Here is a 24,874-nt window from a genome sequence, read left to right on the forward strand (position 1 = left end):
CGAACTGTTGACTGCCGTCACCAAGGCGATACGCTCGCTGAGCGAGCCAACCCAGGCATGCGAGCCCACCACGACATGCGAGCCCACCACCACCGGGACCACAGCAGGGGGCGAACGTCATGAACTCCAGGGTCACCGCCCATGTCGACACCTTCGTCCGGGACCATCTCCCGCCTCCCGACCAGTGGCCCGAGCTCACCTTCGACCTCCCCGAACTGCGCTACCCGGACCGGCTGAACGCCGCCGCCGAGCTGCTCGCCGGAGCCGGCCCCGAGCGGCCGGTCTTCCACACCCCCGCCGGAGACACCTGGACGTACGGCGAACTCGGTGCCCGGGTCGACCGCATCGCCCACACGCTCACGACGGACCTGGGTGTCGTCCCCGGCAACCGGGTGCTGCTGCGGGGGCCCACCACGCCCTGGCTGGCCGCGTGCTGGCTGGCGGTGCTCAAGGCGGGGGCGGTCGCGGTGACGGTGCTCGCGCAGCAGCGGCCGTACGAGCTGGCCACGGTGTGCGAGCTGGCGCGGGTGTCGCACGCGCTGTGCGACGTACGGTCCGTGGACGACCTGGTGAAGGCGGAGGTTCCGGGGCTCAGGATCACCACGTACGGCGGGGACGGGCCCGGCGATCTGCTCCGGCGGACGGTGAGCGAGGGGCCGTACGAGGCGGTCGCCACGGCGGCCGACGACGTGGCGCTGATCGCGTTCACCTCGGGGACGACCGGGCGGCCCAAGGGGTGCGTGCACTTCCACCGGGATGTGCTGGCGATCGCGGACACCTTCTCGAAGCACGTCCTCGCGCCGCGCGTGGACGACGTCTTCGCCGGGTCTCCCCCGCTGGGCTTCACCTTCGGGCTCGGCGGTCTCGTCGTCTTCCCGATGCGGGCCGGGGCCAGCGCCCTGCTGCTCGAACAGGCGGGCCCGAAGCAGCTGCTGCCGGCGATCGCCGCGCACGGGGTGTCGGTGCTGTTCACGGCGCCGACGGCGTACCGGGCGATGCTCGGCGAGCTGAACGGGGAGGGCGGGCACGACGTGTCGTCGCTCCGGCGGTGCGTGTCGGCGGGCGAGAACCTGCCGGCCGCGACCTGGCGGGCCTGGCACGAGCGCACGGGGCTGCGGATCATCAACGGCATCGGCGCGACCGAGCTGCTGCACATCTTCATCTCCGCCGCCGACGACGACATCAGGCCGGGGACGACGGGCGTTCCCGTACCGGGATGGCACGCGCGCGTGCAGGACGCCGACGGGGAGCCGGTGCCCGACGGGCAGCACGGGCTGCTCGCCGTGCGCGGTCCGGTGGGATGCCGCTATCTGGCGGATCCACGGCAGCGGGAGTACGTGCGGGGCGGCTGGAACGTCACGGGTGACACGTATGTCCGCGAGCCGGACGGGTACTTCCGGTATGTCGCGCGCGCCGACGACATGATCATCTCGGCCGGGTACAACATCGCGGGCCCGGAGGTCGAGGAGGCCCTGTTACGTCATCCGGACGTGGTCGAGGCGGCAGTGGTGGGACGGCCGGACGAGGCACGCGGTCAGGCCGTCGTCGCCCACGTGGTCGTCACGGCGGGGGCGGTCCGGGACGGCAAAACGCTGCGTACGTTCCTCAAGTCGGAGCTCGCGCCGTACAAGTGTCCGCGCGAGATCGTGTTCGTGGACGCGTTGCCGCGCACCGCGACCGGAAAACTTCAGCGGTTCCGCCTACGCACACCTGGTGACCAGCAGTGATGCCGAAGACCTAAAATGATCAACGTGTCCGAACAGCACGCACCACGTTCGCTCATCGTCACCTTCTACGGCGCCTACGGGCGTTCGGTGCCGGGACCCGTGCCCGTCTCCGAGCTGATCCGGCTGCTCGCCGCGGTGGGTGTCGACGCGCCCTCCGTTCGCTCGTCGGTGTCCCGGCTCAAACGCCGGGGGCTGCTGCTCCCCGCCCGTACGGCGGCCGGCGCGGCCGGGTACGCGCTGTCGGAGGACGCGCGGCAGCTCCTCGAGGACGGCGACCGGCGGATCTACGCGGCGGCGCCGGAGCGGGACGAGGGCTGGACGCTGGCCGTGTTCTCCGTACCGGAGTCGGAGCGGCAGAAGCGACACGTGCTGCGCTCCCGGCTCGCCGGACTCGGCTTCGGCACGGCGGCGCCCGGGGTGTGGATCGCGCCCGCCCGGCTGTACGAGGAGACCCGGCACACCCTCATCCGGCTGCGGCTCGACCCTTACGTGGACCTGTTCCGGGGTGAGCACCTGGGGTTCGCGGCGACCGCCGAGGCGGTGTCGCGGTGGTGGGACCTGGCCGGGATCGCCAAGCAGCACGAGGCGTTCCTCGACCGGCACGCGCCCGTTCTGCACAGCTGGCAGCGCCGCGCCGACACCCCGCCCGAGGAGGCGTACCGCGACTATCTGCTGGCCCTGGACTCCTGGCGCCAGCTGCCGTACGCCGATCCCGGGCTGCCCGCCGAACTGCTGCCGGCGGACTGGCCGGGGGTGCGCTCGGCGGCCGTCTTCCGGGCGCTGCACGCGCGGCTGCGGGACGCGGGGGCGAGGTTCGCGGGAGTGGAGACCGTGAAGGGCACAGGGAGTGGCGAGAGCAGTGGATCAGACACCGAGGGTGACACCGAACCGTAAAGTTCTGTAACGATTCTGTTCACTTAGGGAACCCTCAGGCTTCTCCTTCAATCTTCCCAGAATCCTTACTTACCATCCTGACGCATGAGTCTCATGCGCAACTTGAACCGGGCACTCACCGCCACCACCGGCCTTCAGGTCCGCAAGGCCACCCCGGCCACCCCGGCCACCCCGGCCAAGTCGGCGAACCCCAAGGCCGCGGCGCCCAAGCCGGCCACCAAGAAGCCCACGACGGTGTACCGATGTCCGGCTCCCGAGGAACTCGCGACCGACCGACTGCTGAGGCAGCCGGTCTTCATCATGTCTCCCGTGCGCTCAGGCTCCACCCTGCTGCGGATGCTGATGAACGCGCACTCGCGGCTGCACTCTCCACATGAGCTGCACATACGCAGGCTCGAGGTCGGCTACGGCAGCAAGCTGTCCCAGAAGGCGATGAGCGCTCTCGACCTGGAGCGCGGCGACCTGGAGCATCTGCTCTGGGACCGGGTCATGCACCGCGAACTGGTCAAATCGGGCAAGGACTTCATCGTCGAGAAGACCCCGAGCAACGCCTTCGTCCACGAGCGCATCCGGGACTGCTGGCCCGACGCCCGCTTCGTCTTCCTGCTGCGCCACCCCGTCTCCATCGCCCAGTCCTGGCACGAGGGCGACCCCGACAAGCGCACCTACGACGAGGCCGCCGCCGACGCGCTGCGCTACATGAAGGCCGTCGACAAGGCCCGCAAGGGACTCACCGGGCATACCGTCCGCTACGAGGACATCACCGCCGACCCGGAGCAGGAGATGCGGCGGCTGTGCGAGTTCCTCGACCTCGACTTCGAGCCGACGATGCTCGACTACGGCAAGAAGGACGACGCCCAGGTCGTCAAGGGCCTCGGCGACTGGCGCGACAAGATCAAGACCGGTCAGGTGCAGTCCGGGCGCGCGCTGCCCACCGAGGACGACATCCCGGAGATTCTCCGGCCTATGTGCCAGGCGTGGGGCTACAGCGAGTGAAGGCGCACGCAGAGATAGCCGAGGTGTGGCCGCGCGACGGCCGTATAAGACTCGTCGGCCGTATCCACGGGCTGCCCGCCCGTGACACCGCCGGTTCCTGGGAGTTGGTCCTCACCCGTCGCGCCCACCCCGACCGGCGGCTGCGCTACGCCGCCGACCTGAAGGACGACCGCTTCGAGAGCGAATTGCCCGTCGCCGACCTCGCGGCACCCGACTACGCCCCCGTGGAGGAGTGGGACATCCACCTCAGCGACGGCACCGTCGAACTGCGCGCCGGAAAGCATCTCGACGACATCCGCGGCAAGAAGAAGATCTTCGTGTATCCGGAGCAGCACGTCGGGAACCTCGGGGTGCGCCCCTACTACACGATCAAGGACAACCTGTCTCTGGAGTGCCGTACGGGAGGCTCCGCATGACCGACCGTCGTTCCCTGCCCCACGTGCGCTACCTGCTGCTGCACGCCTACGGCCGCGGCGGCACCATCCGCACGGTGATGAACCAGGCCAACTCCCTGGTGGCGGCGGGCTGGAGCGTGGAGATCGTCAGCGCGGTGCGCCGCCGCGACGACATCCAGTTCCCGCTCGACGACCGCGTTCAGGTCTCCACGGTCGTGGACCTGCGCGAGGGCGCCCACACCCCGCCGTCCGGGCTCGTCGCCCGCTGGCGCGAACGCAAGCGCGACGAGCTGCTTCAGGCGCCCGCGCAGCACATCCCGAAGGGCGAGTTCGCCTACCGCCACTTCAACCGGTACGTCGAGGACCGGCTCATCGCGTATCTGCGGTCGTTGACCAGCGGCATCCTGGTGACGACCCGCCCGGCGCTGAACTTCCTCTCCGCCGAGCACGCCACCAACGGCGTGATCCGCGTCGCCCAGGAGCACATGAACCTCGGCACGCACCGCAAGGACGTACAGAAGCGCATCCAGGAGACCTACCCGCGCTTCGCCGCCGTCGCCGTGCTCACCGAGCGCGACCGCGAGGAGTACGCCGAACTGCTCCCCGGGACCAAGGTCATCCGCATCCCGAACGCCGTGCACTCCCTCGACCAGGTCGCCGCCGACCCCGCGTCGAAGATCGCGGTGGCCGCCGGGCGGCTCTTCCCGCAGAAGGGCTTCGACATGCTGATCCCGGCCTGGGCGAAGCTCGTCGAGTCGTTCCCCGAATGGCAGTTGAGGATTTACGGCAGCGGCGAGAAGAAGTCGGAACTTCGTAACCTGATCGACGTCCACCATCTCTACAATCACGTTCTCCTCATGGGGCACACCGACCGCCTGGACGACGAACTCGCCAAGGCGTCCTTCTACGTGCTCAGCTCACGGTTCGAGGGACTTCCGATGGTGATGATCGAGGCGATGAGCCACTCCCTTCCGGTGGTGAGCTTCGACTGCCCGACCGGTCCGGCGGACGTGCTGACGCACGGCGTCGACGGTCTGCTGGTGGCACCGGAGGACCCCGACGCGCTGGCCGACGCCATGGCGAAGCTCATGGCCGACGAGGCGATGCGCGCCGACATGGGGGTGGCCGCGGTGCTCACGGCCGCCTCATACGGCCCGGACGCCGTTCACCCGCGCTGGGAAGCCCTGTTCACCGACCTCCACGAGCAACGGCACGGCAGCGCCGCCGTGGCCGGCTCCGCGAAAGGAACACACGCATGACCACCTCGCCCAAGGGCCAAGGAGCCACCGTATGGCTCACCGGCCTGCCGAGCGCGGGCAAGACGACGATCGCCCGCATCCTCGCCGGCCGGCTGCGGTCCGAGGGACACCGTGTGGAGGTCCTCGACGGTGACGAGATCCGCCGCTTCCTCTCCGCGGGCCTCGGCTTCTCCCGCGAGGACCGCAACACCAACGTGCAGCGCATCGGCCTGGTCGCCGAGGTCCTCGCCCGCAACGGCGTCCTCGCCGTCGTTCCCGTCATCGCCCCCTACGCCGACAGCCGCGAGGCCGTCCGCAAGCGGCACGACGCGAGCGGCACACCGTACGTCGAGGTCCATGTCGCCACCCCGGTCGACGTGTGCAGCGAGCGCGACGTCAAGGGCCTGTACGCCCGTCAGGCCGCCGGCCAGCTCAAGGGCCTGACCGGTGTCGACGACCCGTACGAGCCGCCGGCCGACCCGGCGCTGGTCCTCGCCACGCAGGACCAGACCCCCGAGGAGTCGGCGGCGTCCGTGTACGCCCTGCTGGCGGAACGGGGTCTGCTCGTATGACCGTCCACACCCTGTCTCATCTGGACGCCCTGGAGTCCGAGGCGGTCCACATCTTCCGCGAGGTGGCGGGCGAGTTCGAGCGGCCGGTGATCCTCTTCTCCGGCGGCAAGGACTCCATCGTCATGCTGCACCTGGCGCTGAAGGCGTTCGCCCCGGCGGCGATCCCGTTCTCGCTGCTGCATGTGGACACCGGGCACAACTTCCCGGAGGTGCTGGAGTACCGCGACCGTACGGTGGCCGAGCACGGTCTGCGGCTGCATGTGGCGTCCGTGCAGGACTACATCGACCGCGGTGTGCTGCGCGAGCGGCCGGACGGCACCCGGAACCCGCTGCAGACCGTCCCGCTGACGGAGAAGATCCAGTCGGAGCGCTTCGACGCCGTCTTCGGTGGTGGCCGTCGGGACGAGGAGAAGGCCCGCGCCAAGGAGCGGGTGTTCTCGCTGCGGGACGAGTTCTCGCAGTGGGACCCGCGCCGGCAGCGGCCCGAGCTGTGGCAGCTGTACAACGGAAGGCACGCGCCTGGGGAGCATGTGCGTGTGTTTCCGCTGTCCAACTGGACCGAGCTGGACGTCTGGCAGTACATCGCCCGGGAGGGCATCGAGCTGCCGGAGATCTACTTCGCCCACCACCGCGAGGTGTTCATGCGGGGCGGGATGTGGCTGACCGCCGGTGAGTGGGGCGGGCCGCGCGAGAACGAGGCGGTCGAGAAGCGGCAGGTGCGGTACCGGACCGTGGGTGACATGTCCTGCACGGGCGCCGTCGACTCGGACGCTGTGACATTGGACCAGGTCATCGCCGAGATCGCCGCGTCCCGGCTCACCGAGCGGGGCGCGACCCGCGCCGACGACAAGCTGTCCGAGGCCGCGATGGAAGACCGTAAGCGCGAGGGGTACTTCTAAGCATGAGCATGACCACGATGGGCATGACCACCATCGACACGCTGCGGTTCGCCACGGCCGGGTCGGTCGACGACGGCAAGTCCACGCTCGTGGGGCGGCTGCTGCACGACTCCAAGTCGGTCCTCGCGGACCAGCTGGAGGCCGTGGAGCGGGCGTCCGCCAACCGGGGCCAGGACGCGCCCGACCTCGCGCTGCTGACCGACGGGCTGCGGGCCGAGCGGGAGCAGGGCATCACCATCGATGTGGCGTACCGCTACTTCGCGACCCCGCGCCGCCGGTTCATCCTCGCCGACACGCCCGGCCATGTGCAGTACACCCGCAACATGGTGACAGGTGCCTCCACCGCCGAGCTGGCCATCATCCTCGTCGACGCCCGCAACGGTGTCGTCGAGCAGACGCTGCGGCACGCGGCGGTGGCCGCGCTGCTGCGTGTGCCGCACGTGGTCCTCGCCGTCAACAAGATGGACCTCGTCGGGTACGAGGAGAAGGAGTTCCTGCGGATCGTCGAGGACTTCGGCCGGCACGCGGAGGAGTTGGGGCTGCCCGGCTTCACGCCGATTCCGGTCTCCGCGCTGGTGGGTGACAACGTCGTCGAGCGGTCCGCGCACATGGACTGGTATGACGGGCCCGCGCTGCTGGAGTACCTGGAGACCGTGCCGGTGGGGGTCGAGGCGGCGGACGCGCCGGCCCGCTTGCCCGTGCAGTATGTGATCCGGCACGGCGATGAGCGCCACTACGCGGGGCAGTTGGTGTCCGGGGCGCTGCGGGTCGGTGACCGGGTGACCGTCCATCCGTCCGGTGAGACCTCCGAGATCGTCGGGATCGATGTGCTGGGCGAGGCGGCGGAGGTGGCGTTCGCACCGCAGTCGATCACGGTGCGGCTGGCGGATCAGCGGGATGTGGCCCGTGGGGACATGATCACGGCCGGGGCTGACGGGCCGACGCTCACCCAGGACGTGCGGGCAGCCGTCTGCCACCTCGCGGAACGGCCGTTGCGGGTCGGTGATCGCGTCCTGCTCCGGCACACCACTCGTACGGTGAAGGCGATCGTGCGTGACCTCGGCGGAGCCGGCTCCTTGGCCACGAACGATCTGGGGCGGGTTGTACTGCGTACGGCGGAGCCGTTGGCGTTGGACGACTACGCGGAGGTGCGGCGGACCGGGGCGTTCATTCTGGTGGACCCGGCGGATGGGGCGACGCTTACGGCGGGGATGGTTGAGCTGACGTAGCAGGTGGGGCGCCCGGTGCTGGAGCTGGGCGGGGGTGGGCGCACAACTCGGCGCTACGAGGTGCCGCTGCGCCCACCCGTACCGCCCCAGCGGCACGGGTGGGCGCAGCTATGTGAGCTGTGGCAGCTGGGTCCCGCTTCTCCAGGGGCGCGGGGAACTGCGCGATCAACCACATCCGAGCCGCAGCCGCCATACGACGGGTCCACCCGAGCTACTGGGCGCTACTGGGACAGTGTCAGTCGCGGTTTCGGGGCGTCGGCGCGGCCCGTGTTGGGGCGGCGGCTGCCCGCGCGGTACGGGGCGGGCCAGGTGACGCCCGGCCCTTCGTAGCCCTGCTCGGCTGCTGCGTGGAGGGTCCAGTGGGGGTCGTAGAGGTGGGGGCGGGCCAGGGCGCAGAGGTCGGTGCGGCCGGCCAGGATCAAGGAGTTCACGTCGTCCCAGGAGGAGATGGCGCCCACGGCTATCACGGGGACGTCGGCCTCGTGGCGGATTCGGTCGGCGAACGGGGTTTGGTAGGAGCGGCCGAAAGCCGGGTGCTCGTCGGCTACCACCTGGCCGGTTGACACGTCGATCGCGTCCGCGCCGTGGGCCGCGAACGCGCGGGCGATCGCCACCGCGTCCTCGGCTGTCGTACCGCCGTCCGCCCAGTCGGTGGCGGAGATACGGACCGTCATGGGGCGTTCCTCGGGCCATACGGCCCGTATCGCGTCGAAGACTTCGAGAGGGAAGCGGAGCCGGCCGTCGAGGGAGCCGCCGTAGCGGTCGGTGCGGTGGTTGGTCAGGGGGGAGAGGAAACCGGAGAGCAAGTAGCCGTGCGCGCAGTGGAGTTCGAGAAGGTCGAAACCGCTGCGGGCGGCACGGGCGGCCGCCGAGGCGAACTGCTCGCGGATGTCGGTCAGTTGGGCGCGGGAGAGTTCGCGAGGGGTCTGACTGCCCGGCTTGTACGGGACCGGGGAGGCCGCCACCAGGGGCCAGTTGCCCTCGTCCAGGGGGTCGTCGATGCCCTCCCACATCCGCTTGGTGGAACCCTTGCGGCCGGAGTGACCCAGCTGGACACCGATCGCCGTACCCGGCGCCTGGGTGTGCGCGAACGACACGATGCGGCGCCAGGCGTCGGCCTGCCGGGAGTTCCAGAGTCCGGCGCAGCCCGGAGTGATCCGCCCCTCCGGGCTCACGCACACCATCTCGGTCATCACCAGCCCGGCGCCGCCGAGGGCCCGGGCGCCCAGGTGGACGAGGTGGAAGTCGCCGGGGACGCCGTCGGCCGCCGAGTACATGTCCATCGGCGATACGACGACCCGGTTGCGCAGGGTCAGGCCGCGCAGCCGGAACGGGGTGAACATCGGGGGCGTACCGGGCGGGCAGCCGAACTCGCGCTCCACGGCGCCGGTGAAGTGCGGGTCGCGCAGGCGGAGGTTGTCGTGGGTGACGCGGCGGCTGCGGGTGAGGAGGTTGAACGCGAACTGCCGGGTGGGCTGGGAGAGATGGAGCCCGATGTTCTCGAACCACTCCAGGCTGGCCCGCGCCGCCCGCTGGGTGGAGGCGACGACGGGGCGCCTCTCCTCCTCGTACGCCGCCAACACCCGTTCCAGATCGGGCTGTTCCTCCAGACAGGCGGCCAGCGCCAGCGCGTCCTCGACGGCGAGCTTCGTGCCGGAGCCGATGGAGAAGTGCGCGGTGTGCGCGGCGTCGCCGAGCAGTACCAGATTGCCGTGCGACCAGCGTTCGTTGACGACCGTGCGGAAGGTGGTCCAGGTGCTGTTGTTGGAGCGCAGGGGGCGTCCGCCGAGCGCGTCCGCGAAGAGCTTGGCGCAGCGGTCGATCGACTCGGCGGCGTCGAGTTCCGCGAAGCCGGCGGACCGCCAGACCTCTTCGCGCATCTCGACGATGACGGTGGACGCGCCGAATTGATCATGTGGCCCGGAGGGCCTCGTTGAGGGGTGGTGGTCGGGTGACGGGCGGGCGTACGGGTAGCCGTGCAGTTGCATCACGCCGTGTTCGGTCTCGGCGATCTCGAAACGGAACGCCTCGAAGGCGAAGTCCGCGGCCAGCCAGATGTAACGGCAGCGGTGTTCCTCGACGGACGGCCGGAACACCTCCGCGTACGCCGCGCGCGTGCCGCTGTGCACGCCGTCCGCCGCGATGACCAGGTCGTATGTCTCGCAGAGCCATTCCGGGTACGGGGCCTCCGTGCGGAACCGCAGTTCCACGCCGAGTGCGTGGCAGCGTTCGTGAAGGATCTGGAGGAGTCTGCGGCGGCCCAGGGCCGCGAAGCCGTGTCCTCCGGAGGTGTGACGGGTGTTTCTGTGGACGATGTCTATGTCGTCCCAGCGGATGAAGTCGTGTTGGAGGGCCTCGTAGACGGTCGGGTCTGCGTGTTCTATGCCGCCGAGGGTTTCGTCGGAGAGGACTACTCCGAAGCCGAAGGTGTCGTCCGGGGCGTTGCGTTCCCAGACGGTGATTTCGCGGGTGGGGTCGAGGCGTTTGAGGAGGGCGGCGGCGTAGAGGCCGCCGGGGCCGCCGCCGATGATGGCGATGCGGTGGGGGTGGCTGGTCGTCGCGGGCGGCTGCGGGTTGGTAGGGGCTGGCCGCGCAGTTCCCCGCGCCCCTGAGTTTGCTGCTGGGGTTGGCTGTATCGCTGGGGTTGGCATCAGCGGCCCTGCCACTTCGGGGGGCGCTTTTCCTTGAATGCCGCGTGGAATTCCGCGTAGTCCTCGCCGTTCATGAGGAGGGCCTGGGTCGCCGCGTCCAGTTCCACCGCTGCCGCGAGCGGCATGTCCAGCTCTGCCGTCAGCAAGGCCTTCGTCTGGGCGTACGCCAGCGCCGGGCCCTCCGCCAGGCGGCGGGCCAATGCCTGGGCGGCCTCGTCGGCGCTGCCCTCGTCCGTGAGCTGGCTGATCAGGCCGATGCGTTCGGCCTCGGGGGCGCGGACCGGCTCGCCGAGCATGAGGAGGCGGGTGGCGTGGCCGAGGCCGACTACTCGGGGCAGGAGGTAGGCGGCGCCCATGTCGCCGCCGGAGAGGCCTACGCGGGTGAAGAGGAACGAGAAGCGGGCGGTCGGGTCCGCGACACGGAAGTCGGCGGCCAGGGCGAGGACCGCGCCGGCACCCGCCGCCACGCCGTGCACGGCGGCGATCACCGGGAACGGGCACTCCCGTACGGCCCGTACGACCTGCCCCGTCATCCGGTTGAAGTCGAGCAGCTGGGAGGTGTCCATCGCGAGGGTGGCGCCGATGATCTCGTCGACGTCGCCGCCGGAGCAGAAGCCGCGGCCCTCGCCGGCCAGCACCAGTGCCCGTACGGATTTCTCCCGGGACAGTTCGGCGAGCAGGTCGCGCAGGTCGGCGTAGGCGCCGAAGGTGAGGGCGTTCAGCTTCTCGGGGCGGGTGAGGGTGACGGTGGCGACGCCGTCGGTGATCGCGCACCTCAGGTGTTGCCAGTCGGGGGTGCGGGTGGCGGAGCCGGTGAAGGGACTCATGACGGGCGGCCTCCTCGGGGGCTACCTGCCGCGGCGCTGCGGCTACTTCCCTACCCCATGAAGCTATCACCTATATCTGACTGTCGTCATGAGTGCGCGATAGGCCGTTGTCGGTCACGTGACTCGGTCACGGGCGTTCTACAGGCCCGTAACGGCGGGTGCGGTCGTGGTCGGCCGAGCGTTGGGCTGGGTAGACCGCCTGACAGCGGGGCCGATGGCCCGCGTACCATTCCTAAAGCTGAAAGCAGGACGACCATGACCTGCGCCATGAACGGATCCACCGCCTTGCAAGAACCCTCCGCCCCCTCCTCCTGGCGCATCGCGCTGCCGCAGACCGCCGCGGCTGTGCCCATGGCCCGTGCGCTGGTCCGTACTGCGCTCACCGATCTGGAGCATGGGTCCGACTGCGACACGGCGGAGCTGCTCACGGCGGAGTTGGTGGCGAACGCGGTCGAGCATGCCGTGGGGGACGGGCCGATAGAGCTGGTGGTGGAGCTGCTGCCGGGTGGATGCAAGGTGGAGGTCCACGATCCGGATCCGGCGCCGCCGGGCGATCTCGCCGGGGTGGGGTGCGCCGAACCGGACCCATGGCAGGAGCACGGGCGCGGCCTGCTCCTCATCCGCGCCCTCAGCTCGTCCTGCGGCCACCGTCCCACCGACTCGGGCAAGGCTGTCTGGTTCCGCCTCCCCACGGTCCCGCCCCAGCGCCGCCCCGCCGAGTAGGTCCGCTGTTTTCCGCGGTCCTGCAACGGGCCCGACGGAACCCCTGACCGACAGGGAGGCCGAAGTCGCGCGGCGTGTGGCGCGACAATCACCTCAGGCCAGGGTCGCCACCAGGACCGCCTTGATCGTGTGGAGGCGGTTCTCGGCCTCGTCGAAGACCACCGAGTGGGGGGATTCGAAGACCTCGTCGGTGACCTCCAGGGAGTCGCGGCCGTGGAGGTCGTGGATCTCGCGGCCGACCTTGGTGCCGAGGTCGTGGAAGGCCGGGAGGCAGTGGAGGAACTTGACGTCGGAGTTACCGGTGGCGTTCAGGACGTCCATGGTGACGGCGTAGGGGGAGAGCGCGCCTATGCGCTCGTCCCAGACCTCCTTGGGCTCACCCATGGAGACCCAGACGTCGGTGGCCACGAAGTCCGCGCCCTGAACACCCTCGTGGATGTGCTCGGTGAGCGTGATCCGCGCGCCGCTGATCTCGGCGAGCTTGCGCGCGTGGGTGACGATCTCCTCGGCGGGCCAGTAGGCCTGCGGGGCGACGATACGGACGTCCATGCCGAGGAGCGCGCCGGTGACGAGGTACGAGTTGCCCATGTTGAAGCGGGCGTCGCCGAGGTAGGCGAAGACCATCTCGTCGAGCGGCTTGTCGCAGTGCTCGGTCATGGTCATCACGTCGGCGAGCATCTGGGTGGGGTGCCAGTCGTCGGTGAGGCCGTTGTAGACCGGCACACCGGCGTACGCGGCGAGTTCCTCGACGTTCGCCTGGCTGTCCCCGCGGTACTCGATCGCGTCGAACATCCGCCCGAGGACGCGCGCGGTGTCCCGTACCGACTCCTTGTGACCCATCTGCGAACCGGACGGGTCGAGGTACGTCGTCGAGGCGCCCTGGTCCGCCGCGGCGACCTCGAACGCGCACCGCGTGCGCGTCGAGGTCTTCTCGAAGATCAGCGCGATGTTCTTGCCGCGCAGGTACCGCGTCTCCGTGCCGGCCTTCTTGGCCGCCTTCAGTTCGACGGCCAGGTCGATCAGGCCCCGGAACTCCTCCGCGGTGAAGTCCAGTTCCTTGAGGAAGTGGCGCCCGGCGAGGGCGTGGGGGACAGTCGCCATGGGAGGCACTCCAGGGTTCAGGGGCTTCAGAGGGCTGAGAGTGGAAGTCTATACGACATTACACATTTCTATACAGGGGACCTCTCCACCGGGCAGCTCATACACCGCGGACCGCCCCTCCCCCGCCCCAGCTCGCTCCCGGGGATCTCGATCACCTCGATGCCCTGCTTGCGCAGATGCGTATTGGTGGTGGCGTTGCGTTCATAGGCGACGACGACGCCCGGCTCGACCGCGAGGACGTTGCAGCCGTCGTCCCACTGCTCGCGCTCGGCGGCGTGGACGTCCTGGGTGGCGGTCAGGACGCGGATCTCGTTCAGGCCGAGGGCGGCCGCGATGGCACGGTGCATGTGCTCCGGCGGATGGTCGGTGACCTTGAGTTCCTTCTCGCCGACGCCGGGTTCGATGGTGTACGAGCGGAGCATGCCGAGTCCGGCGTACTGAGTGAAGGTGTCGCCGTCGACCATGGTCATCACCGTGTCGAGGTGCATGAAGGCCCGGCGTTTCGGCATGTCGAGCGCGACGATCGTACGGGCGGAGCCGGCGGCGAACAGTTTGGTGGCGAGCATCTCGACGGCCTGGGGAGTGGTCCGCTCGCTCATGCCGATGAGGACGGCGCCGTTGCCGATGACGAGGACGTCGCCGCCCTCGATGGTCGAGGGGTAGTCGGCCTGACCTTCCGACCAGACGTGGAACGCCTCGTCGCGGAAGAGGGGGTGGTGGCGGTAGATCGCCTCGAAGTGGACCGTCTCACGCTGACGGGCGGGCCAGCGCATGGCGTTGATGGAGACCCCGTCGTAGATCCAGGCGGAGGTGTCCCGGGTGAAGAGGTGGTTGGGGAGGGGGTCGAGGAGGAAGTCGTCGAGTTCCATGACATGGAAGCGGACGGATGCCGGTTCCAGGTGCGCGTCCAGGAACTCCCGCTTGGTCATGCCGCCGATCAGGGCCTCGACCAGTTCACCGAGGGGCAGGGTCTCGAAGGCGGCTCTGAGGTGGTCCGTTGCGAGCGGGCCGTACTCCTTCTCGTCGAAGACCCGGTCCAGGACCAGCTCGCGGGCTTCGGGGATCCGCATGACATCCGTGAGCAGGTCACCGAAGAGGTGGACGGCGACTCCGCGGTCGCGCAGCACGTCCGCGAAACCGTCGTGCTCCGCGCGCGCTCGGCGCACCCACAGCACGTCGTCGAAGAGGAGGGTGTCCTTGTTGCTGGGGGTGAGCCTTTTGAGCTCTAGGTCCGGCCGGTGCAGGATGACGCGGCGCAGCCGCCCGGCCTCGGAGTCGACATGGAATCCCATGTCTTCATCCTGACCATTCGGGCGCGTGTTCACCCGCTGGTCGGCCGGATCCGGACGTCGACACCCCCTCCCATTTCGTCCCCTTGACGATAAGTGGATCGCCCTATTATCGTCTAAGTGACGCGAACAGGTGCGTGAAGTACCAGGAAGTACCAGGAAGCATCACGAGGGGAATCATTCATGGCCGACATCACCCGACGGCTCGGCTGGCGGCATCTGCGCGGTGCTCCCACCTCGCACATCCGTCACCACCGCTCCGGGCGGCTCGCGCACGACGGGCCGGGGCTCAGCTTCTGGTACCGGTCACTGTCCGCCGCGCTGTCCGAAATCCCGGTGGACGACCGGGAGTTGGCGATGACCTTCCATGCCCGTACGTCCGACTTCCAGGACGTGGCGGTGCAGGCGACGGTGACGTACCGGGTCAGCGATCCCGCGACCGCCGCCGCCCGGCTGGACTTCTCCATCGATCCGGACACCGGGGTGTGGCGCGGTGCTCCCCTTGAGCAGTTGTCGACGCTGCTGACGGAGACGGCCCAGCAGCACGCGCTGGACGTGCTGGCCCGTACGTCGCTGTCGTCGGCCCTGGTCGACGGGGTCGCGGCGGTACGGGAGCGGGTGGCGAGCGGACTGGCCGCCGAGCCCCGGCTGCCGGCCACCGGGATCGAGATCGTGGCCGTACGGGTGGTGGCGCTGCGGCCCGAGCCCGAGGTGGAGCGGGCGCTGCGGACGCCCGCCCGGGAGCAGATCCAGCAGGAGGCGGACCGGGCGACGTACGAGCGGCGGGCCGTCGCCGTCGAGCGGGAGCGGGCCATCGCCGAGAACGAGCTGGCCAGTCAGATCGAACTCGCCCGGCGCGAGGAGCAGTTGGTCGAACAGCGGGGGACGAACGCGCGGCGTGAGGCCGAGGAGCGGGCGGCGGCGGACGCGGTGAAGGCCGGGGCCGAGGCGGCCCGGACGGTACGGCTCGCCGAGGCGGAGGCGACGCGGCAGGTGCGGCTCGCGGAGGCCGAGGCCCAGGCCGCGCGGGCCGTCGGTGAGGCGCGGGCCGAGGCGCAGGCAGCGTGGCTGCGGGTGCACGGGGACGTGGACGCGGCGACGTTGCACGCGTTGACCGGGACGCGTCTCGCGGAGAATCTGCCGCGGATCGAGAGTGTGACGGTGTCACCGGATGTGCTGACCGGGCTGCTGGCGAAGCTGGGCGGTACCTCGGGGGCGTCGGCGTGAGTCTCGCGCCGCGGGTGGTGTTGGTTCATCGCACCACCGAGTACGAGGAGTTGGTGGCTCGGCACGGTACGCATGGGCAGGCCGCGTTCTTTCTGCGGTCGCGGGGGCGGGACATCGAGGATGTGGCCGAGCGGCATCGGCGAGAACGGGGGGCGTGGGCCGAGGTCGCTTCGTCGGTGCCGCTGACCTGGCGTCAGGCCCGGGTGGAGCGAGGGGACTTGGACCGGTTTCTGTTCGCGCCCGAGGACGTTGTGGTGGTGGTCGGGCAGGACGGACTGGTGGCCAATGTCGCCAAGTATCTGGACGGGCAGCCGGTGGTGGGGATCAATGCGGATCCTCGGCGTAATCCGGGGGTGTTGGTGCGGCATCGGCCCGGGGAGGCGGGGAAGTTGCTTGCCGCTTCCGTGCAACGCGGGGGTGCGGTTGATGAGTTGACCATGGTCGAGGCCGTTGCCGACGACACTCAGCGGTTGGTGGCCCTCAATGAGATCTACCTCGGTGCGGCGGGGCATCAGACCGCCCGGTACCGCCTGGGGCTCGACGGCGACAGGGGTGTCGTCGAGTCCCAGGCCTCTTCCGGGGTGCTGGTCGGGACCGGGACGGGGGCGAGTGGGTGGATTCGGTCGGTGTGGCAGGAGCGGGGTGGGCGGCTGGAGTTGCCCTCGGCGACGGAGGCGCGGTTGTTGTGGTTCGTGCGGGAGGCCTGGCCGTCGCCTGCGACCGGGACGTCGATGGTGGCGGGGGTGCTCGGGGGGTCCGGGCGGTTGTCACTGACCGTGGAGTCGGATCGGCTGATCGCCTTTGGGGATGGAATGGAGGGGGATGCGGTGGAGTTGACGTGGGGACAGACGGTACGGGTGGGGGTGGCGGGGGTGCGGCTGCGGTTGGTGGGCTGACGCGGGGAGATCGCCCCTTGCCGCAGATAGAACACTGATCCATGAGCGGGTTCTCCCCTCGTGCTGATCTTCGATCCGGTAGATCGTCTTGCGTGACGCGTGCGCAGCTGACCGATGTGGAGTGGGAGTTCACTGAGCCGTACCTGCCGATCGGCGAGTGCCAGGACGTGATCGTCGCTTTGGAGAAGGCTGCCGCCGAAGAGGAGGAGGTCAGGGCAGGGGGGGTCCCGAGGGACGAAGCAGGCAGGACGGTGGTGCCGATCCCGAGCGGGACGAGCGGCGACGCGTCCGGCGCCGGCGCAGGGTCAGGCTGAAGGCCGCTCTGCTGGGGCGCTCACGGGGTGGGCAGACGTCAAAGGTCCATCTCGCCGCCGACCACAAGCGCGGGTCGTTGGCGTTCGCCTTGGTCTCGGGACAGGCGGCCGACAGCCCAAGTTCATCCCGGTGCTGGGGAAGATCCGGGTCCGCGGCCCAGTGAGGCGGCCTCGCACCAGGCCGGACGCGGTCGCCGGGGACAAGGTGTACTCGTCCCACGGCAGCCGCATTCCCTTCTGTCGGGATTTCGGTGGGCCGCTGCCGCCCAGGGAGTGGGGATCCCGCGCCACCAGCGCGGTATCGGCCCGCGGGCTCAGGCGAGGGCGGCGACCAGCAGGGCGAAGGCGGCGATGATGACGGCGACGCGGACATAGTGGAAGCGGTCCCAGCGGTTCATCTGCTCCTTCCAGTCCTCGGGCCGGTTCTCGGGGGTCCACGTCTTGCCCCGGTTGTTGATCGGGACGAGCAGCAGAAGCGACATGATCACGCTGAGGATCAGCAGCACGCCGGCGGTGACGACGAGGCCGGTGCCGTGGTGGTGCCATCCGGCGACGGCCCAGATCGCGACGAGGACTAGCGAGGTGATGTACCAGACCGGCATCACGGCGCCGAGCATCCGGCCCCCGTGGGCGCGGCCGAGTTGGCCACTGTCACCGGGGAGTGCGTCGAGGATCGGGTTGATGACGAAGGCGACGGAGAACTCCACCCCCACCATCACGCCGACGACCACGATGGTGAACACCTCGAGTGCGCTGAGCATGATGACCCCTTCTGGCATCTAGTGCTGCTAGCCAATGAGGCAACGCTAGTACTGCCACCGCTTGATTGTCTAGCAGTGCTAGGATCCAGTCATGTCGGTACAGGAACGCAAGCAGCGCGAACGGGCGGAGCGCGAACGCCTCATCGTGGCGACAGCCCGCGAACTCGCCGAGCAGCAGGGCTGGGACGCGGTCACCACCCGCCGGCTCGCCGAGCGCATCGAATACAGCCAGCCCGTCCTCTACAGCCACTTCCGCGGCAAACGCGAGATCATCGGCGCCGTCGCCCTTCAAGGCGCCAGCGAGATGGCCGCGGCGCTGCGGGCCGCGACCTCCGCCGCAGACGGCCCCCGCACCCGGGTCACCGCCCTCGCCCGCACCTACCTCGACTTCGCCGCACGCAACCCGGCGGTCTACGACGCCCTGTTCCAGCTCGACGGCGGCCTGGCCTTCGCCAACGAGGACACCCCACAACCTCTGAAGGACGCCTTCGCCGCCCTGCTGGAAAGCCTCGGCGACGTCGCCGGGGACGGCGTCCACCCGGGACTGTTCACCGAGGTGTTCTGGGCGGCCCTGCACGGACTGGCCACCCTGACCCGGGCGCGACGGCTCCCGCCGGAGGACACCGAGCGCAGGGTGGAGCTGCTGGTGGACCGGCTCGCCATGGTCTGAGACACCGCCCCGGCGGGCACGCAGCCGGGGTCCCCGGACCCCGCTGCCTGCCTCCGGCATTGCTTCCGGTCACTCGCGTCCACACGGCACAGCCGCAAACCGCCGGGCCCCGTACCCCGGACGGGCACCCGCCCCCGCCTTCCGCCGCGAGTCGGTGGGTGGTGAATCGCCCTGCGGGCCCCGCTACTCCGCTACGCGGCCTCCCTTGCGGCGTTTGCGGTGGGTGTAGGTCTCCAGGGCCTGCCAGAGGTCTTGGCGGTCCACCTCGGGCCAGGGCTGGTCGGTGAAGTGGAGTTCGGCGTAGTGGGCGTGCCAGGGGAGGAAGTTGGAGACTCGGAGTTCGCCGCTGGTGCGCCAGAGGAGGTCCACGTCGGGCAGGGCGTGGTGGGGAAGGTGGGCGGCGAAGAGTTGCTCGGAGACTCGGGCGGGGTCCACCTCGCCGGACAGGGCGGCGCGGGCCAGGGAGGCGCCTGCCCGGGCCAGTTCGGCGCGGCCGCCGTAGTTGACGCAGACGTTGAGGGTGAGGCCGGTGCGGTTGCGGGTGGCGTGTTCCTGGCTGCGGAGTACGTCGACGACGTCGTCCGGGAGGCCGTCGGGGGAGCCGATCCAGCGCAGGCGTACGTCGTGGTCGAGGAGTTCGCCGTCCAGGAGCTCGGCGCGCATGATGGCGAAGAGCTTGGAGACCTCGTCGGGTGAGCGCTTCCAGTTCTCGGTGGAGAAGGCGTAGACGGTCAGGTGGGCGAGGCCGATCTCCAGCGCGCCCTGGACGACGTCCCGCAGCGCGACCGCTCCGGCGCGGTGGCCCTCGTCGCGGGGCAGCCCGTTGCGGGTGGCCCAGCGGCCGTTGCCGTCCATGACGATCGCCACGTGCTCCGGCAGCTGGGCCGGTGCGATCTCCGGGGGGCGGGCGCCATCGCGGTGCGGGCGGGGTGGGAGGGGCGGTTCGCTGATCCGCGTTGCCATGGAGAACTCGGGGGCGGCGGTACGGTCCACGGCCGGCGTCCTGGCCGGCGCCGTTGCCGCCTCCCCGCCGGGCGGCAGCGTCAGCCGCCACACCACGGCCGCCCTCGCCCGGGCCGGGCCGAGTATGCGCAGCCGCGTATGACCGGGGACGCGGATCTGGCGGTGCAGCACGGCCGGGCCGGCCCGGAGGATCGCGTCGAGCTCCGCGCCGAACAGGTCGACGGTGGTGTCGAGCACGATCGCGGGACCCAGCGGCAGTGTCGCGCGCAGCGCCCGGCGGGACGACTCCAGCCAGGCGCGTGCCTCGCCGACGAGGTGCGCGATCAGCTGCTGGACGGCGGGGGTCCACCGGCGGGAGAGCAGGTCGGCCGGGGTGACGTGGAAGCGGTCGAGTACTTCGGTGGGGAGCCATACGTGGCCGCCGTCGAGGTCCTCGGGAAGGTCGCGGAGCATGTCGGTGAGGAACAGACCTTCGACGAAGCGGGTGAAGCCCGGGAGGTCCCGGAGGCGTACGGGGACGGGCAGTCCGCAGCGGACCAGCATGCGCATGAGCTGCTCGGGCCAGCTGACGTTCTGGGCGTGGGCCCTCTCCCGCCACTCCTGCCAGGTCGCGACACCCTCACGGTCGTCGTCCCGCTGGACCGCGTCCAACGCGCCCAGCAGATCGGCAAGGTCCAGCCCCCAGTGCCACACCGAGTCGGTCAGCGCGAGGCGGATCGGGTCGTCGCTGGTCCCGCTCGCCAGGTCGGCCTCCAGCGCCGCCCGCCACTCCCGGAGCCTGCGGCCCCGCTCGCCCGGGGCCTCCTCGGAACGGTCGAGCAGATCGTCGGCGTGGCCGAAGGCGGCGTACAGGGCCCAGCACACGGGTTGGGCGGACGGCGGCATGAGCGCCATCAGGGCGTGCTCGGTGGGCCGGGTCGTACGGACCAGACGGCGGCACTCCTGGTAGGCGGCGTCGAGTGCCGCTCGCTCCCGGCCGGATCGCGTGGTGGTGCGACGCAAGGGGATCTCCACATAGCTCGAATGAGAACGATGAGACCGATGCGACCGATATGACCGGTGAGATCGACTCGGATGACGGCGATCGACTCTGATCGCCGTCATCCGAGCACCGCCGGAATCCTCCGGTACCACTCGAACACGGAGCACGGCCATGCCTGCTCACGACCCTACAAGCAGCGGCCACGCCGCCTCACAGGCGGGGGTCCACCCGTCGCAGGCGCGTCACAGACGCGGGTCCACCGGCTCCGACTCCAGGGCCAGCACCCCGAACACCGCCTCGTGCACCCGCCACAGCGGCTCCCCCTCGGCGAGCCGGTCCAGGGCCTCCAGACCCAGGGCGTACTCACGGAGGGCGAGGGACCGCTTGTGGTTGAGGAAGCGGCCGCGGAGGCGGTCGAGGTTCTCGGGGCGCGTGTACTCCGGGCCGTAGATGATCCGCAGGTACTCGCGGCCCCGGCACTTGATGCCGGGCTGCACCAGACGGCCCGCCGCGTCCCGTACGACGGCCTCGACCGGCTTGACGACCATGCCCTCGCCGCCCCGGCCGGTCATCTCCAGCCACCAGTCGACACCGGCCCGCACCGACTCCTCGTCGCCGGTGTCGACGAACAGGCGTCGGGTGGTCTGCAGCAGGCCGCTGCCGTCGTGCTCGACGAGCCGGTCGATGAGGGCGAGTTGCTCGTCGTGCGGCAGCGCGGCCAGGCTGCGGCCCTGGACCGCCAGGATCTGGAAGGGGGCGAGGCGGACGCCGTCCAGGCCGTCCGTCGGCCAGCAGTAGCGCCGGTACGCGTCGGTGAACGCGGCCGCGTCGGCGGCCCGCTCGCGCTGCCGCCCCAACAACGCGCCCACGTCGACACCCCGCGCCGCCGTGCCCTCCAGCGCGGCCAGCGCGCCCGGGAACACCGCGCCGGAGGCGGCACCGACCGCCGCGTACTGCGTGCGCAGCAGCCCGGACGCCTTCAGTGACCACGGCATCAGCTCCGCGTCCAACAGCATCCAGTCAGTGTCGAGTTCGGCCCACAGGCCGGCCGCCGTCACGGCCTCACGCACCCGGCCGAGGACCAGCTCGGTGCGGGCCCCGTCGTCGAAGAACGGGCGTCCGGTACGGGTGTAGAGGGCGCCGGTGGGTCCTCCCCCACTCTCGGCTGCGCTCGAGCGGGAGGTGCCCCCAACTCCGAAGTGTTCGCGCGCCGCGTCCGCGTCACGGCACACCAGGGCCACCGCCCGCGAACCCATGTGCTTCTCCTCGCACACGACCCGCGCGACCCCGTCCTCCTGGTACTGCTTGAAGGCCTCGGCCGGGTGCTCCAGGTAGCCCTCGATGTGCGACGTGGCCGTCGGGGCCATGGTCGGCGGGAGGTACGGCAGCAGGCGTGGGTCGATCGCGAAGCGGCTCATGACCTCCAGGGCGGCCGCCGCGTTCTCCTCACGGATCGAGACCCGCGCCTGGCCCTCGTACCGGGTCTCGACGATCCGCCGCCCGTGTACGTCGGCCAGGTCCAGCGGCCGGCCCTCGTGCCCGCCGGGTGCCTCGGTGGCGAGCGGCTTGGCCGGCTCGTACCAGACCTTCTCGGCCGGTACGTCGACCAGTTCGCGCTCCGGCCAGCGCAGCGCGGTCAGCTTGCCGCCGAAGACGGCGCCGGTGTCGAGGCAGATGGTGTTGTTCAGCCAGGTCGCCTGCGGAACCGGGGTGTGACCGTAGACGACCGCCGCGCGGCCCCGGTAGTCCTCCGCCCACGGGTAGCGCACCGGCAGACCGAACTCGTCGGTCTCGCCGGTGGTGTCGCCGTACAGGGCGTGGCTGCGCACCCGGCCGGAGGTGCGGCCGTGGTACTTCTCCGGCAGACCGGCGTGGCAGACGACCAGGCGGCCGCCGTCGAGGACGTAGTGGCTGACGAGGCCGTCGATGAACTCCCTCACCTGCTGCTTGAACTCGTCGCTCTCGCCCTCCATCTGCTCGATGGTCTCGGCGAGTCCGTGGGTGTGCTGGACGCCTCGGCCCTTGAGGTAACGGCCGTACTTGTTCTCGTGGTTGCCGGGGACGCACAGCGCGTTGCCGGAGCCGACCATGGACATCACGCGGCGCAGTACGCCGGGGCTGTCCGGGCCGCGGTCGACGAGGTCGCCGACGAACACGGCAGTACGGCCCTCCGGGTGGACGCCGTCGACGTAGCCCAACGTGCCGAGCAGGGACTCCAGTTCGCTCGCGCAGCCGTGGATGTCGCCGATGATGTCGAACGGGCCGGTGAGGTGGGTGAGGTCGTTGAAGCGCTTCTCGGTGACGATCGTGGCGTTCTCGACGTCCTCCACGCCCCGCAGGATGTGCACCTTGCGGAAGCCCTCGCGCTCAAGGCTCCGCAGACCGCGGCGGAGTTCGCGGATGTGGCGCTGGATGACGCGGCGCGGCATGTCGGCGCGGTCCGTGCGGGCCGCGTTCCGCTCGGCGCACACCTGCTCCGGCACGTCCAGCACGATCGCGATCGGCAGCACGTCGTGCTTGCGCGCCAGCTCGATCAGCTGCCTGCGGGACTCCTGCTGCACGCTGGTCGCGTCGACGACCGTACGGCGGCCGGCCTCGAGGCGCTTGCCCGCGATGTAGTGCAGGACGTCGAAGGCGTCCTTCGTCGCGCTCTGGTCGTTCTCGTCGTCGGAGACCAGGCCCCGGCAGAAGTCGGAGGAGATGATCTCCGTGGGCTTGAAGTGGCGGCGGGCGAAGGTGGACTTGCCCGAGCCGGAGGCGCCGACCAGCACCACGAGGGAGAGGTCGGTGACGGGCAGGGTGCGCCCCTTGGGGGTGTCCACGGTCGTGTCCTCGGCTGTGTCCTTGGTGGTCTCGCTCATGCTGCCTTCGCCTCCTTCTCGTTCGTGTCCTTCTCGTTCGTGGTACGCATGCTGAACACGGCCATCTGGGTGGGCGGTCCCACCTCCGGGTCGTCGGGCCCGACGGGCACGAACTCCACCTCGTAGCCGTGGCGTTCGGCCACCTTGGCCGCCCACGTCCGGAACTCCTCGCGGGTCCATTCGAAGCGGTGGTCGCTGTGCCGGGTGTGTCCGGCGGGGAGGGTCTCCCAGCGGACGTTGTACTCGACGTTCGGGGTGGTCACGAGGACGGTGCGGGGGCGGGCCGCGCCGAACACCGCGTACTCCAGGGCGGGCAGTCGCGGCAGGTCGAGGTGCTCGATGACCTCGCAGAGCACGGCGGCGTCGTAGCCCTTGAGACGGTTGTCGGTGTACGCGAGGGAGCTCTGGAGGAGCTGGACGCGGGAGGCCTGCCGCTCCCCCATGCGGTCCAGCTTGAGGCGGCGGGAGGCGATGGTGAGGGCGCGCATGGAGACGTCGGTGCCGACGATCTCGGTGAAGCGCACGTCCTTGAGCAGCGCCTGCACCAACTGGCCCTGACCGCAGCCGAGATCGAGGACGCGGGCCGCACCGGCGTCCTTGAGGGCGGCGATGATCGCGTCCCGGCGCTGTACGGCGAGCGGGGTCGCCTTCTCCTCGGCCTCGGGTGTGTCCTCCGGCCCCTCGACCGCGTTGTCGATCGCCTCGACCTCGCTGTCGTCCGTCTCGGCCAGCCGTACGAGTTCCAGGCGCTCCATGGCCTGCCGGGTCAACGACCAGCGGCGGGAGAGGTACCGGCTGGTGATCAGCTTCTGCTCCGGGTGGTCCGGCAGCCAGCCCTCGCCGGCCCGCAGCAGCTTGTCGACCTCGTCGGGCGCCACCCAGTAGTGCTTGGCGTCGTCGAGGACCGGCAGCAGGACGTACAGATGGCGCAGCGCCTCGGCCAGGGTCAGCGACTGCGACTCCAGGACCAGCCGTACGTAACGGGAGTCGCCCCACTCCGGGAACTCGGTGTCCAGCGGCACGGCCTCGGCGGTGACCGTCCAGCCGAGCGGCTGGAAGAGCTTGACGACGAGGTCCGGGCCGCCTCGGGCGGGCAGCGCCGGTATCTCGATGCGGAGCGGGCGGGCCTCGGCCGGGGCGTCGGGCCTGGCGTTGCACCGGCCGCTCATCGCGCTGGAGAAGACACCGCTCAGCGCTACGGCGAGCAGGGACGAGGCCGCGTACGGGCGGTCGTTGACGTACTGGGCGAGCGCCGCGTCGGGGGCGCCACCGCGGCCCTTGCCCTTGCCGCGCCGGACCAGCGCCACCGCGTCCACCTCCAGCAGCAGCGCGGCCGTGCAGCGCTCGGCGTTCGCCTCGGGGTAGAGGACGTGTGCCGTGCCGTAGGAGGTGGAGAACGCCTGCGCCTTGTCGGGATGCTTGTGCAGCAGGAAGCCGAGGTCTGTGGCGGGGCGCTCTGGGGTACCGGTGGTGCTGATCGTCAGGAACACGGTGGGGTGCCTCGTCGTGGGTGTCGTAAGTGAGTGCCCAACGTACAGCGAAGGCTCATGCCCCACTCAGGCATTTTCCCGGCGCCTGTGCCCTCCCCCATCGGCTGGGCCACCCCCCGCCGGGCTCGTGACCCACTCAGCCGACAGCCGATGCACAAACACCTACCAA

Annotated in this window: 21 protein-coding genes and 1 pseudogene; 14 read left to right on the forward strand and 8 right to left on the reverse strand. The window is 70.4% G+C overall.

Going from position 1 to position 24,874, the window contains the following annotated elements:
• Positions 1–119: 119 nt before the first annotated feature.
• The 8 genes from CES90_RS08025 to CES90_RS08060 all read left to right on the forward strand — a co-directional run bounded on the left by CES90_RS08025 (position 120) and on the right by CES90_RS08060 (position 7,950).
• A complete protein-coding gene (locus tag CES90_RS08025; RefSeq protein ID WP_189780550.1) occupies positions 120–1,727 on the forward strand; it encodes an AMP-binding protein in 1,608 nt (535 codons plus the stop codon).
• Positions 1,728–1,742: 15 nt separating this feature from the next.
• On the forward strand, positions 1,743–2,621 hold the full coding sequence (locus CES90_RS08030) for a PaaX family transcriptional regulator (RefSeq protein ID WP_189780551.1): 879 nt from the start codon (positions 1,743–1,745) through the stop codon (positions 2,619–2,621).
• A gap of 84 nt (positions 2,622–2,705) precedes the next feature.
• A complete protein-coding gene (locus CES90_RS08035; protein ID WP_189780552.1) occupies positions 2,706–3,617 on the forward strand; it encodes a sulfotransferase family protein in 912 nt (303 codons plus the stop codon).
• Positions 3,614–4,033, forward strand: a complete 420-nt coding sequence (locus tag CES90_RS08040) for a hypothetical protein (protein ID WP_229913545.1) — start codon at positions 3,614–3,616, stop codon at positions 4,031–4,033. Before CES90_RS08035 ends, CES90_RS08040 begins: the two co-directional genes overlap by 4 nt.
• Positions 4,030–5,271: a glycosyltransferase family 4 protein gene (locus CES90_RS08045; RefSeq protein ID WP_189780554.1), complete on the forward strand. Its 1,242-nt coding sequence runs from the start codon at positions 4,030–4,032 to the stop codon at positions 5,269–5,271. The genes CES90_RS08040 and CES90_RS08045 overlap by 4 nt, the downstream gene beginning before the upstream one ends.
• Positions 5,268–5,822, forward strand: coding sequence for an adenylyl-sulfate kinase (cysC, locus tag CES90_RS08050; RefSeq protein ID WP_189780555.1), 555 nt, complete (start codon positions 5,268–5,270; stop codon positions 5,820–5,822). Before CES90_RS08045 ends, cysC begins: the two co-directional genes overlap by 4 nt.
• Complete coding sequence (gene cysD / locus CES90_RS08055; protein WP_189780556.1) at positions 5,819–6,721, forward strand: sulfate adenylyltransferase subunit CysD; 903 nt, start codon at positions 5,819–5,821, stop codon at positions 6,719–6,721. The genes cysC and cysD overlap by 4 nt, the downstream gene beginning before the upstream one ends.
• 2 nt (positions 6,722–6,723) lie before the next feature.
• Positions 6,724–7,950, forward strand: a complete 1,227-nt coding sequence (locus CES90_RS08060) for a sulfate adenylyltransferase subunit 1 (RefSeq protein WP_189780557.1) — start codon at positions 6,724–6,726, stop codon at positions 7,948–7,950.
• A 221-nt stretch (positions 7,951–8,171) separates the two neighbouring features.
• Here CES90_RS08060 and CES90_RS08065 read toward each other — a convergent pair whose 3' ends face one another.
• Entirely contained in the window at positions 8,172–10,601 is a 2,430-nt protein-coding gene (locus CES90_RS08065; protein WP_229913546.1) for a bifunctional salicylyl-CoA 5-hydroxylase/oxidoreductase, read from the reverse strand.
• Positions 10,601–11,428, reverse strand: coding sequence for an enoyl-CoA hydratase family protein (locus CES90_RS08070; protein WP_189780558.1), 828 nt, complete (start codon positions 11,426–11,428; stop codon positions 10,601–10,603). The genes CES90_RS08065 and CES90_RS08070 overlap by 1 nt, the downstream gene beginning before the upstream one ends.
• Positions 11,429–11,695: 267 nt before the next feature.
• Between CES90_RS08070 and CES90_RS08075 the strand changes: the two genes are divergently transcribed.
• Positions 11,696–12,151, forward strand: a complete 456-nt coding sequence (locus CES90_RS08075) for an ATP-binding protein (RefSeq protein ID WP_229913547.1) — start codon at positions 11,696–11,698, stop codon at positions 12,149–12,151.
• Between the two features lie 93 nt (positions 12,152–12,244).
• Here the strand turns inward: CES90_RS08075 and argF are convergent, their stop codons facing one another.
• Positions 12,245–13,252 (reverse strand): ornithine carbamoyltransferase, encoded by a 1,008-nt coding sequence (gene argF / locus CES90_RS08080; RefSeq protein ID WP_189780560.1) that lies wholly within the window; start codon positions 13,250–13,252, stop codon positions 12,245–12,247.
• 68 nt (positions 13,253–13,320) lie between these two features.
• Positions 13,321–14,544 carry an arginine deiminase gene (locus tag CES90_RS08085; protein WP_189780561.1) on the reverse strand — a complete coding sequence of 408 codons (1,224 nt, stop codon included), beginning with the start codon at positions 14,542–14,544 and terminating at the stop codon, positions 13,321–13,323.
• A 180-nt stretch (positions 14,545–14,724) separates the two neighbouring features.
• On the opposite strand from CES90_RS08085, the gene CES90_RS08090 reads away from it, so the two are divergent.
• From CES90_RS08090 to CES90_RS49395, 4 genes and pseudogenes are all read left to right on the forward strand, one after another.
• Entirely contained in the window at positions 14,725–15,768 is a 1,044-nt protein-coding gene (locus tag CES90_RS08090) for an SPFH domain-containing protein (protein WP_189780562.1), read from the forward strand.
• Positions 15,765–16,664: an NAD(+)/NADH kinase gene (locus CES90_RS08095; RefSeq protein ID WP_189780563.1), complete on the forward strand. Its 900-nt coding sequence runs from the start codon at positions 15,765–15,767 to the stop codon at positions 16,662–16,664. Before CES90_RS08090 ends, CES90_RS08095 begins: the two co-directional genes overlap by 4 nt.
• A 92-nt stretch (positions 16,665–16,756) precedes the next feature.
• Positions 16,757–16,978, forward strand: coding sequence for a hypothetical protein (locus tag CES90_RS51915; protein ID WP_189780564.1), 222 nt, complete (start codon positions 16,757–16,759; stop codon positions 16,976–16,978).
• A pseudogene (locus CES90_RS49395) lies at positions 16,894–17,207 on the forward strand (hypothetical protein); the annotation flags it as partial. The gene CES90_RS51915 and the pseudogene CES90_RS49395, both read left to right, overlap by 85 nt.
• An 85-nt stretch (positions 17,208–17,292) precedes the next feature.
• Here CES90_RS49395 and CES90_RS08105 read toward each other — a convergent pair.
• Complete coding sequence (locus tag CES90_RS08105; RefSeq protein WP_189780565.1) at positions 17,293–17,739, reverse strand: DUF1772 domain-containing protein; 447 nt, start codon at positions 17,737–17,739, stop codon at positions 17,293–17,295.
• Between the two features lie 91 nt (positions 17,740–17,830).
• On the opposite strand from CES90_RS08105, the gene CES90_RS08110 reads away from it, so the two are divergent.
• On the forward strand, positions 17,831–18,409 hold the full coding sequence (locus CES90_RS08110; protein WP_189780566.1) for a TetR/AcrR family transcriptional regulator: 579 nt from the start codon (positions 17,831–17,833) through the stop codon (positions 18,407–18,409).
• Positions 18,410–18,592: 183 nt separating this feature from the next.
• Here CES90_RS08110 and uppS read toward each other — a convergent pair whose 3' ends face one another.
• The 3 genes from uppS to CES90_RS08125 all read right to left on the reverse strand — a co-directional run bounded on the left by uppS (position 18,593) and on the right by CES90_RS08125 (position 24,705).
• Positions 18,593–20,266: a polyprenyl diphosphate synthase gene (gene uppS / locus CES90_RS08115; RefSeq protein WP_373313252.1), complete on the reverse strand. Its 1,674-nt coding sequence runs from the start codon at positions 20,264–20,266 to the stop codon at positions 18,593–18,595.
• A 330-nt stretch (positions 20,267–20,596) separates the two neighbouring features.
• Positions 20,597–23,215 carry a polynucleotide kinase-phosphatase gene (locus CES90_RS08120; protein ID WP_189780568.1) on the reverse strand — a complete coding sequence of 873 codons (2,619 nt, stop codon included), beginning with the start codon at positions 23,213–23,215 and terminating at the stop codon, positions 20,597–20,599.
• Positions 23,212–24,705: a 3' terminal RNA ribose 2'-O-methyltransferase Hen1 gene (locus CES90_RS08125; protein WP_189780569.1), complete on the reverse strand. Its 1,494-nt coding sequence runs from the start codon at positions 24,703–24,705 to the stop codon at positions 23,212–23,214. The genes CES90_RS08120 and CES90_RS08125 overlap by 4 nt, the downstream gene beginning before the upstream one ends.
• Between the last annotated feature and the right edge of the window lie 169 nt (positions 24,706–24,874).

Origin of the sequence: Streptomyces capitiformicae, from assembly GCF_002214185.1 — a bacterium.
In the GTDB taxonomy this organism is placed as follows: domain Bacteria; phylum Actinomycetota; class Actinomycetes; order Streptomycetales; family Streptomycetaceae; genus Streptomyces; species Streptomyces capitiformicae.

What these genes read in the sequence shown, in the direction of transcription:
- CES90_RS08025 (WP_189780550.1), top strand. Translation starts at nt 120, where the DNA reads ATGAACTCCAGGGTCACCGCCCATGTCGACACCTTCGTCCGGGACCAT.
- CES90_RS08030 (WP_189780551.1), top strand. Translation starts at nt 1,743, where the DNA reads ATGATCAACGTGTCCGAACAGCACGCACCACGTTCGCTCATCGTCACC.
- CES90_RS08035 (WP_189780552.1), top strand. Translation starts at nt 2,706, where the DNA reads ATGAGTCTCATGCGCAACTTGAACCGGGCACTCACCGCCACCACCGGC.
- CES90_RS08045 (WP_189780554.1), top strand. Translation starts at nt 4,030, where the DNA reads ATGACCGACCGTCGTTCCCTGCCCCACGTGCGCTACCTGCTGCTGCAC.
- cysC (WP_189780555.1), top strand. Translation starts at nt 5,268, where the DNA reads ATGACCACCTCGCCCAAGGGCCAAGGAGCCACCGTATGGCTCACCGGC.
- cysD (WP_189780556.1), top strand. Translation starts at nt 5,819, where the DNA reads ATGACCGTCCACACCCTGTCTCATCTGGACGCCCTGGAGTCCGAGGCG.
- CES90_RS08060 (WP_189780557.1), top strand. Translation starts at nt 6,724, where the DNA reads ATGAGCATGACCACGATGGGCATGACCACCATCGACACGCTGCGGTTC.
- CES90_RS08065 (WP_229913546.1), bottom strand. Translation starts at nt 10,601, where the DNA reads ATGCCAACCCCAGCGATACAGCCAACCCCAGCAGCAAACTCAGGGGCG.
- CES90_RS08070 (WP_189780558.1), bottom strand. Translation starts at nt 11,428, where the DNA reads ATGAGTCCCTTCACCGGCTCCGCCACCCGCACCCCCGACTGGCAACAC.
- CES90_RS08075 (WP_229913547.1), top strand. Translation starts at nt 11,696, where the DNA reads ATGAACGGATCCACCGCCTTGCAAGAACCCTCCGCCCCCTCCTCCTGG.
- argF (WP_189780560.1), bottom strand. Translation starts at nt 13,252, where the DNA reads ATGGCGACTGTCCCCCACGCCCTCGCCGGGCGCCACTTCCTCAAGGAA.
- CES90_RS08085 (WP_189780561.1), bottom strand. Translation starts at nt 14,544, where the DNA reads ATGGGATTCCATGTCGACTCCGAGGCCGGGCGGCTGCGCCGCGTCATC.
- CES90_RS08090 (WP_189780562.1), top strand. Translation starts at nt 14,725, where the DNA reads ATGGCCGACATCACCCGACGGCTCGGCTGGCGGCATCTGCGCGGTGCT.
- CES90_RS08105 (WP_189780565.1), bottom strand. Translation starts at nt 17,739, where the DNA reads ATGCTCAGCGCACTCGAGGTGTTCACCATCGTGGTCGTCGGCGTGATG.
- CES90_RS08110 (WP_189780566.1), top strand. Translation starts at nt 17,831, where the DNA reads ATGTCGGTACAGGAACGCAAGCAGCGCGAACGGGCGGAGCGCGAACGC.
- uppS (WP_373313252.1), bottom strand. Translation starts at nt 20,266, where the DNA reads ATGGCGCTCATGCCGCCGTCCGCCCAACCCGTGTGCTGGGCCCTGTAC.
- CES90_RS08120 (WP_189780568.1), bottom strand. Translation starts at nt 23,215, where the DNA reads ATGAGCGAGACCACCAAGGACACAGCCGAGGACACGACCGTGGACACC.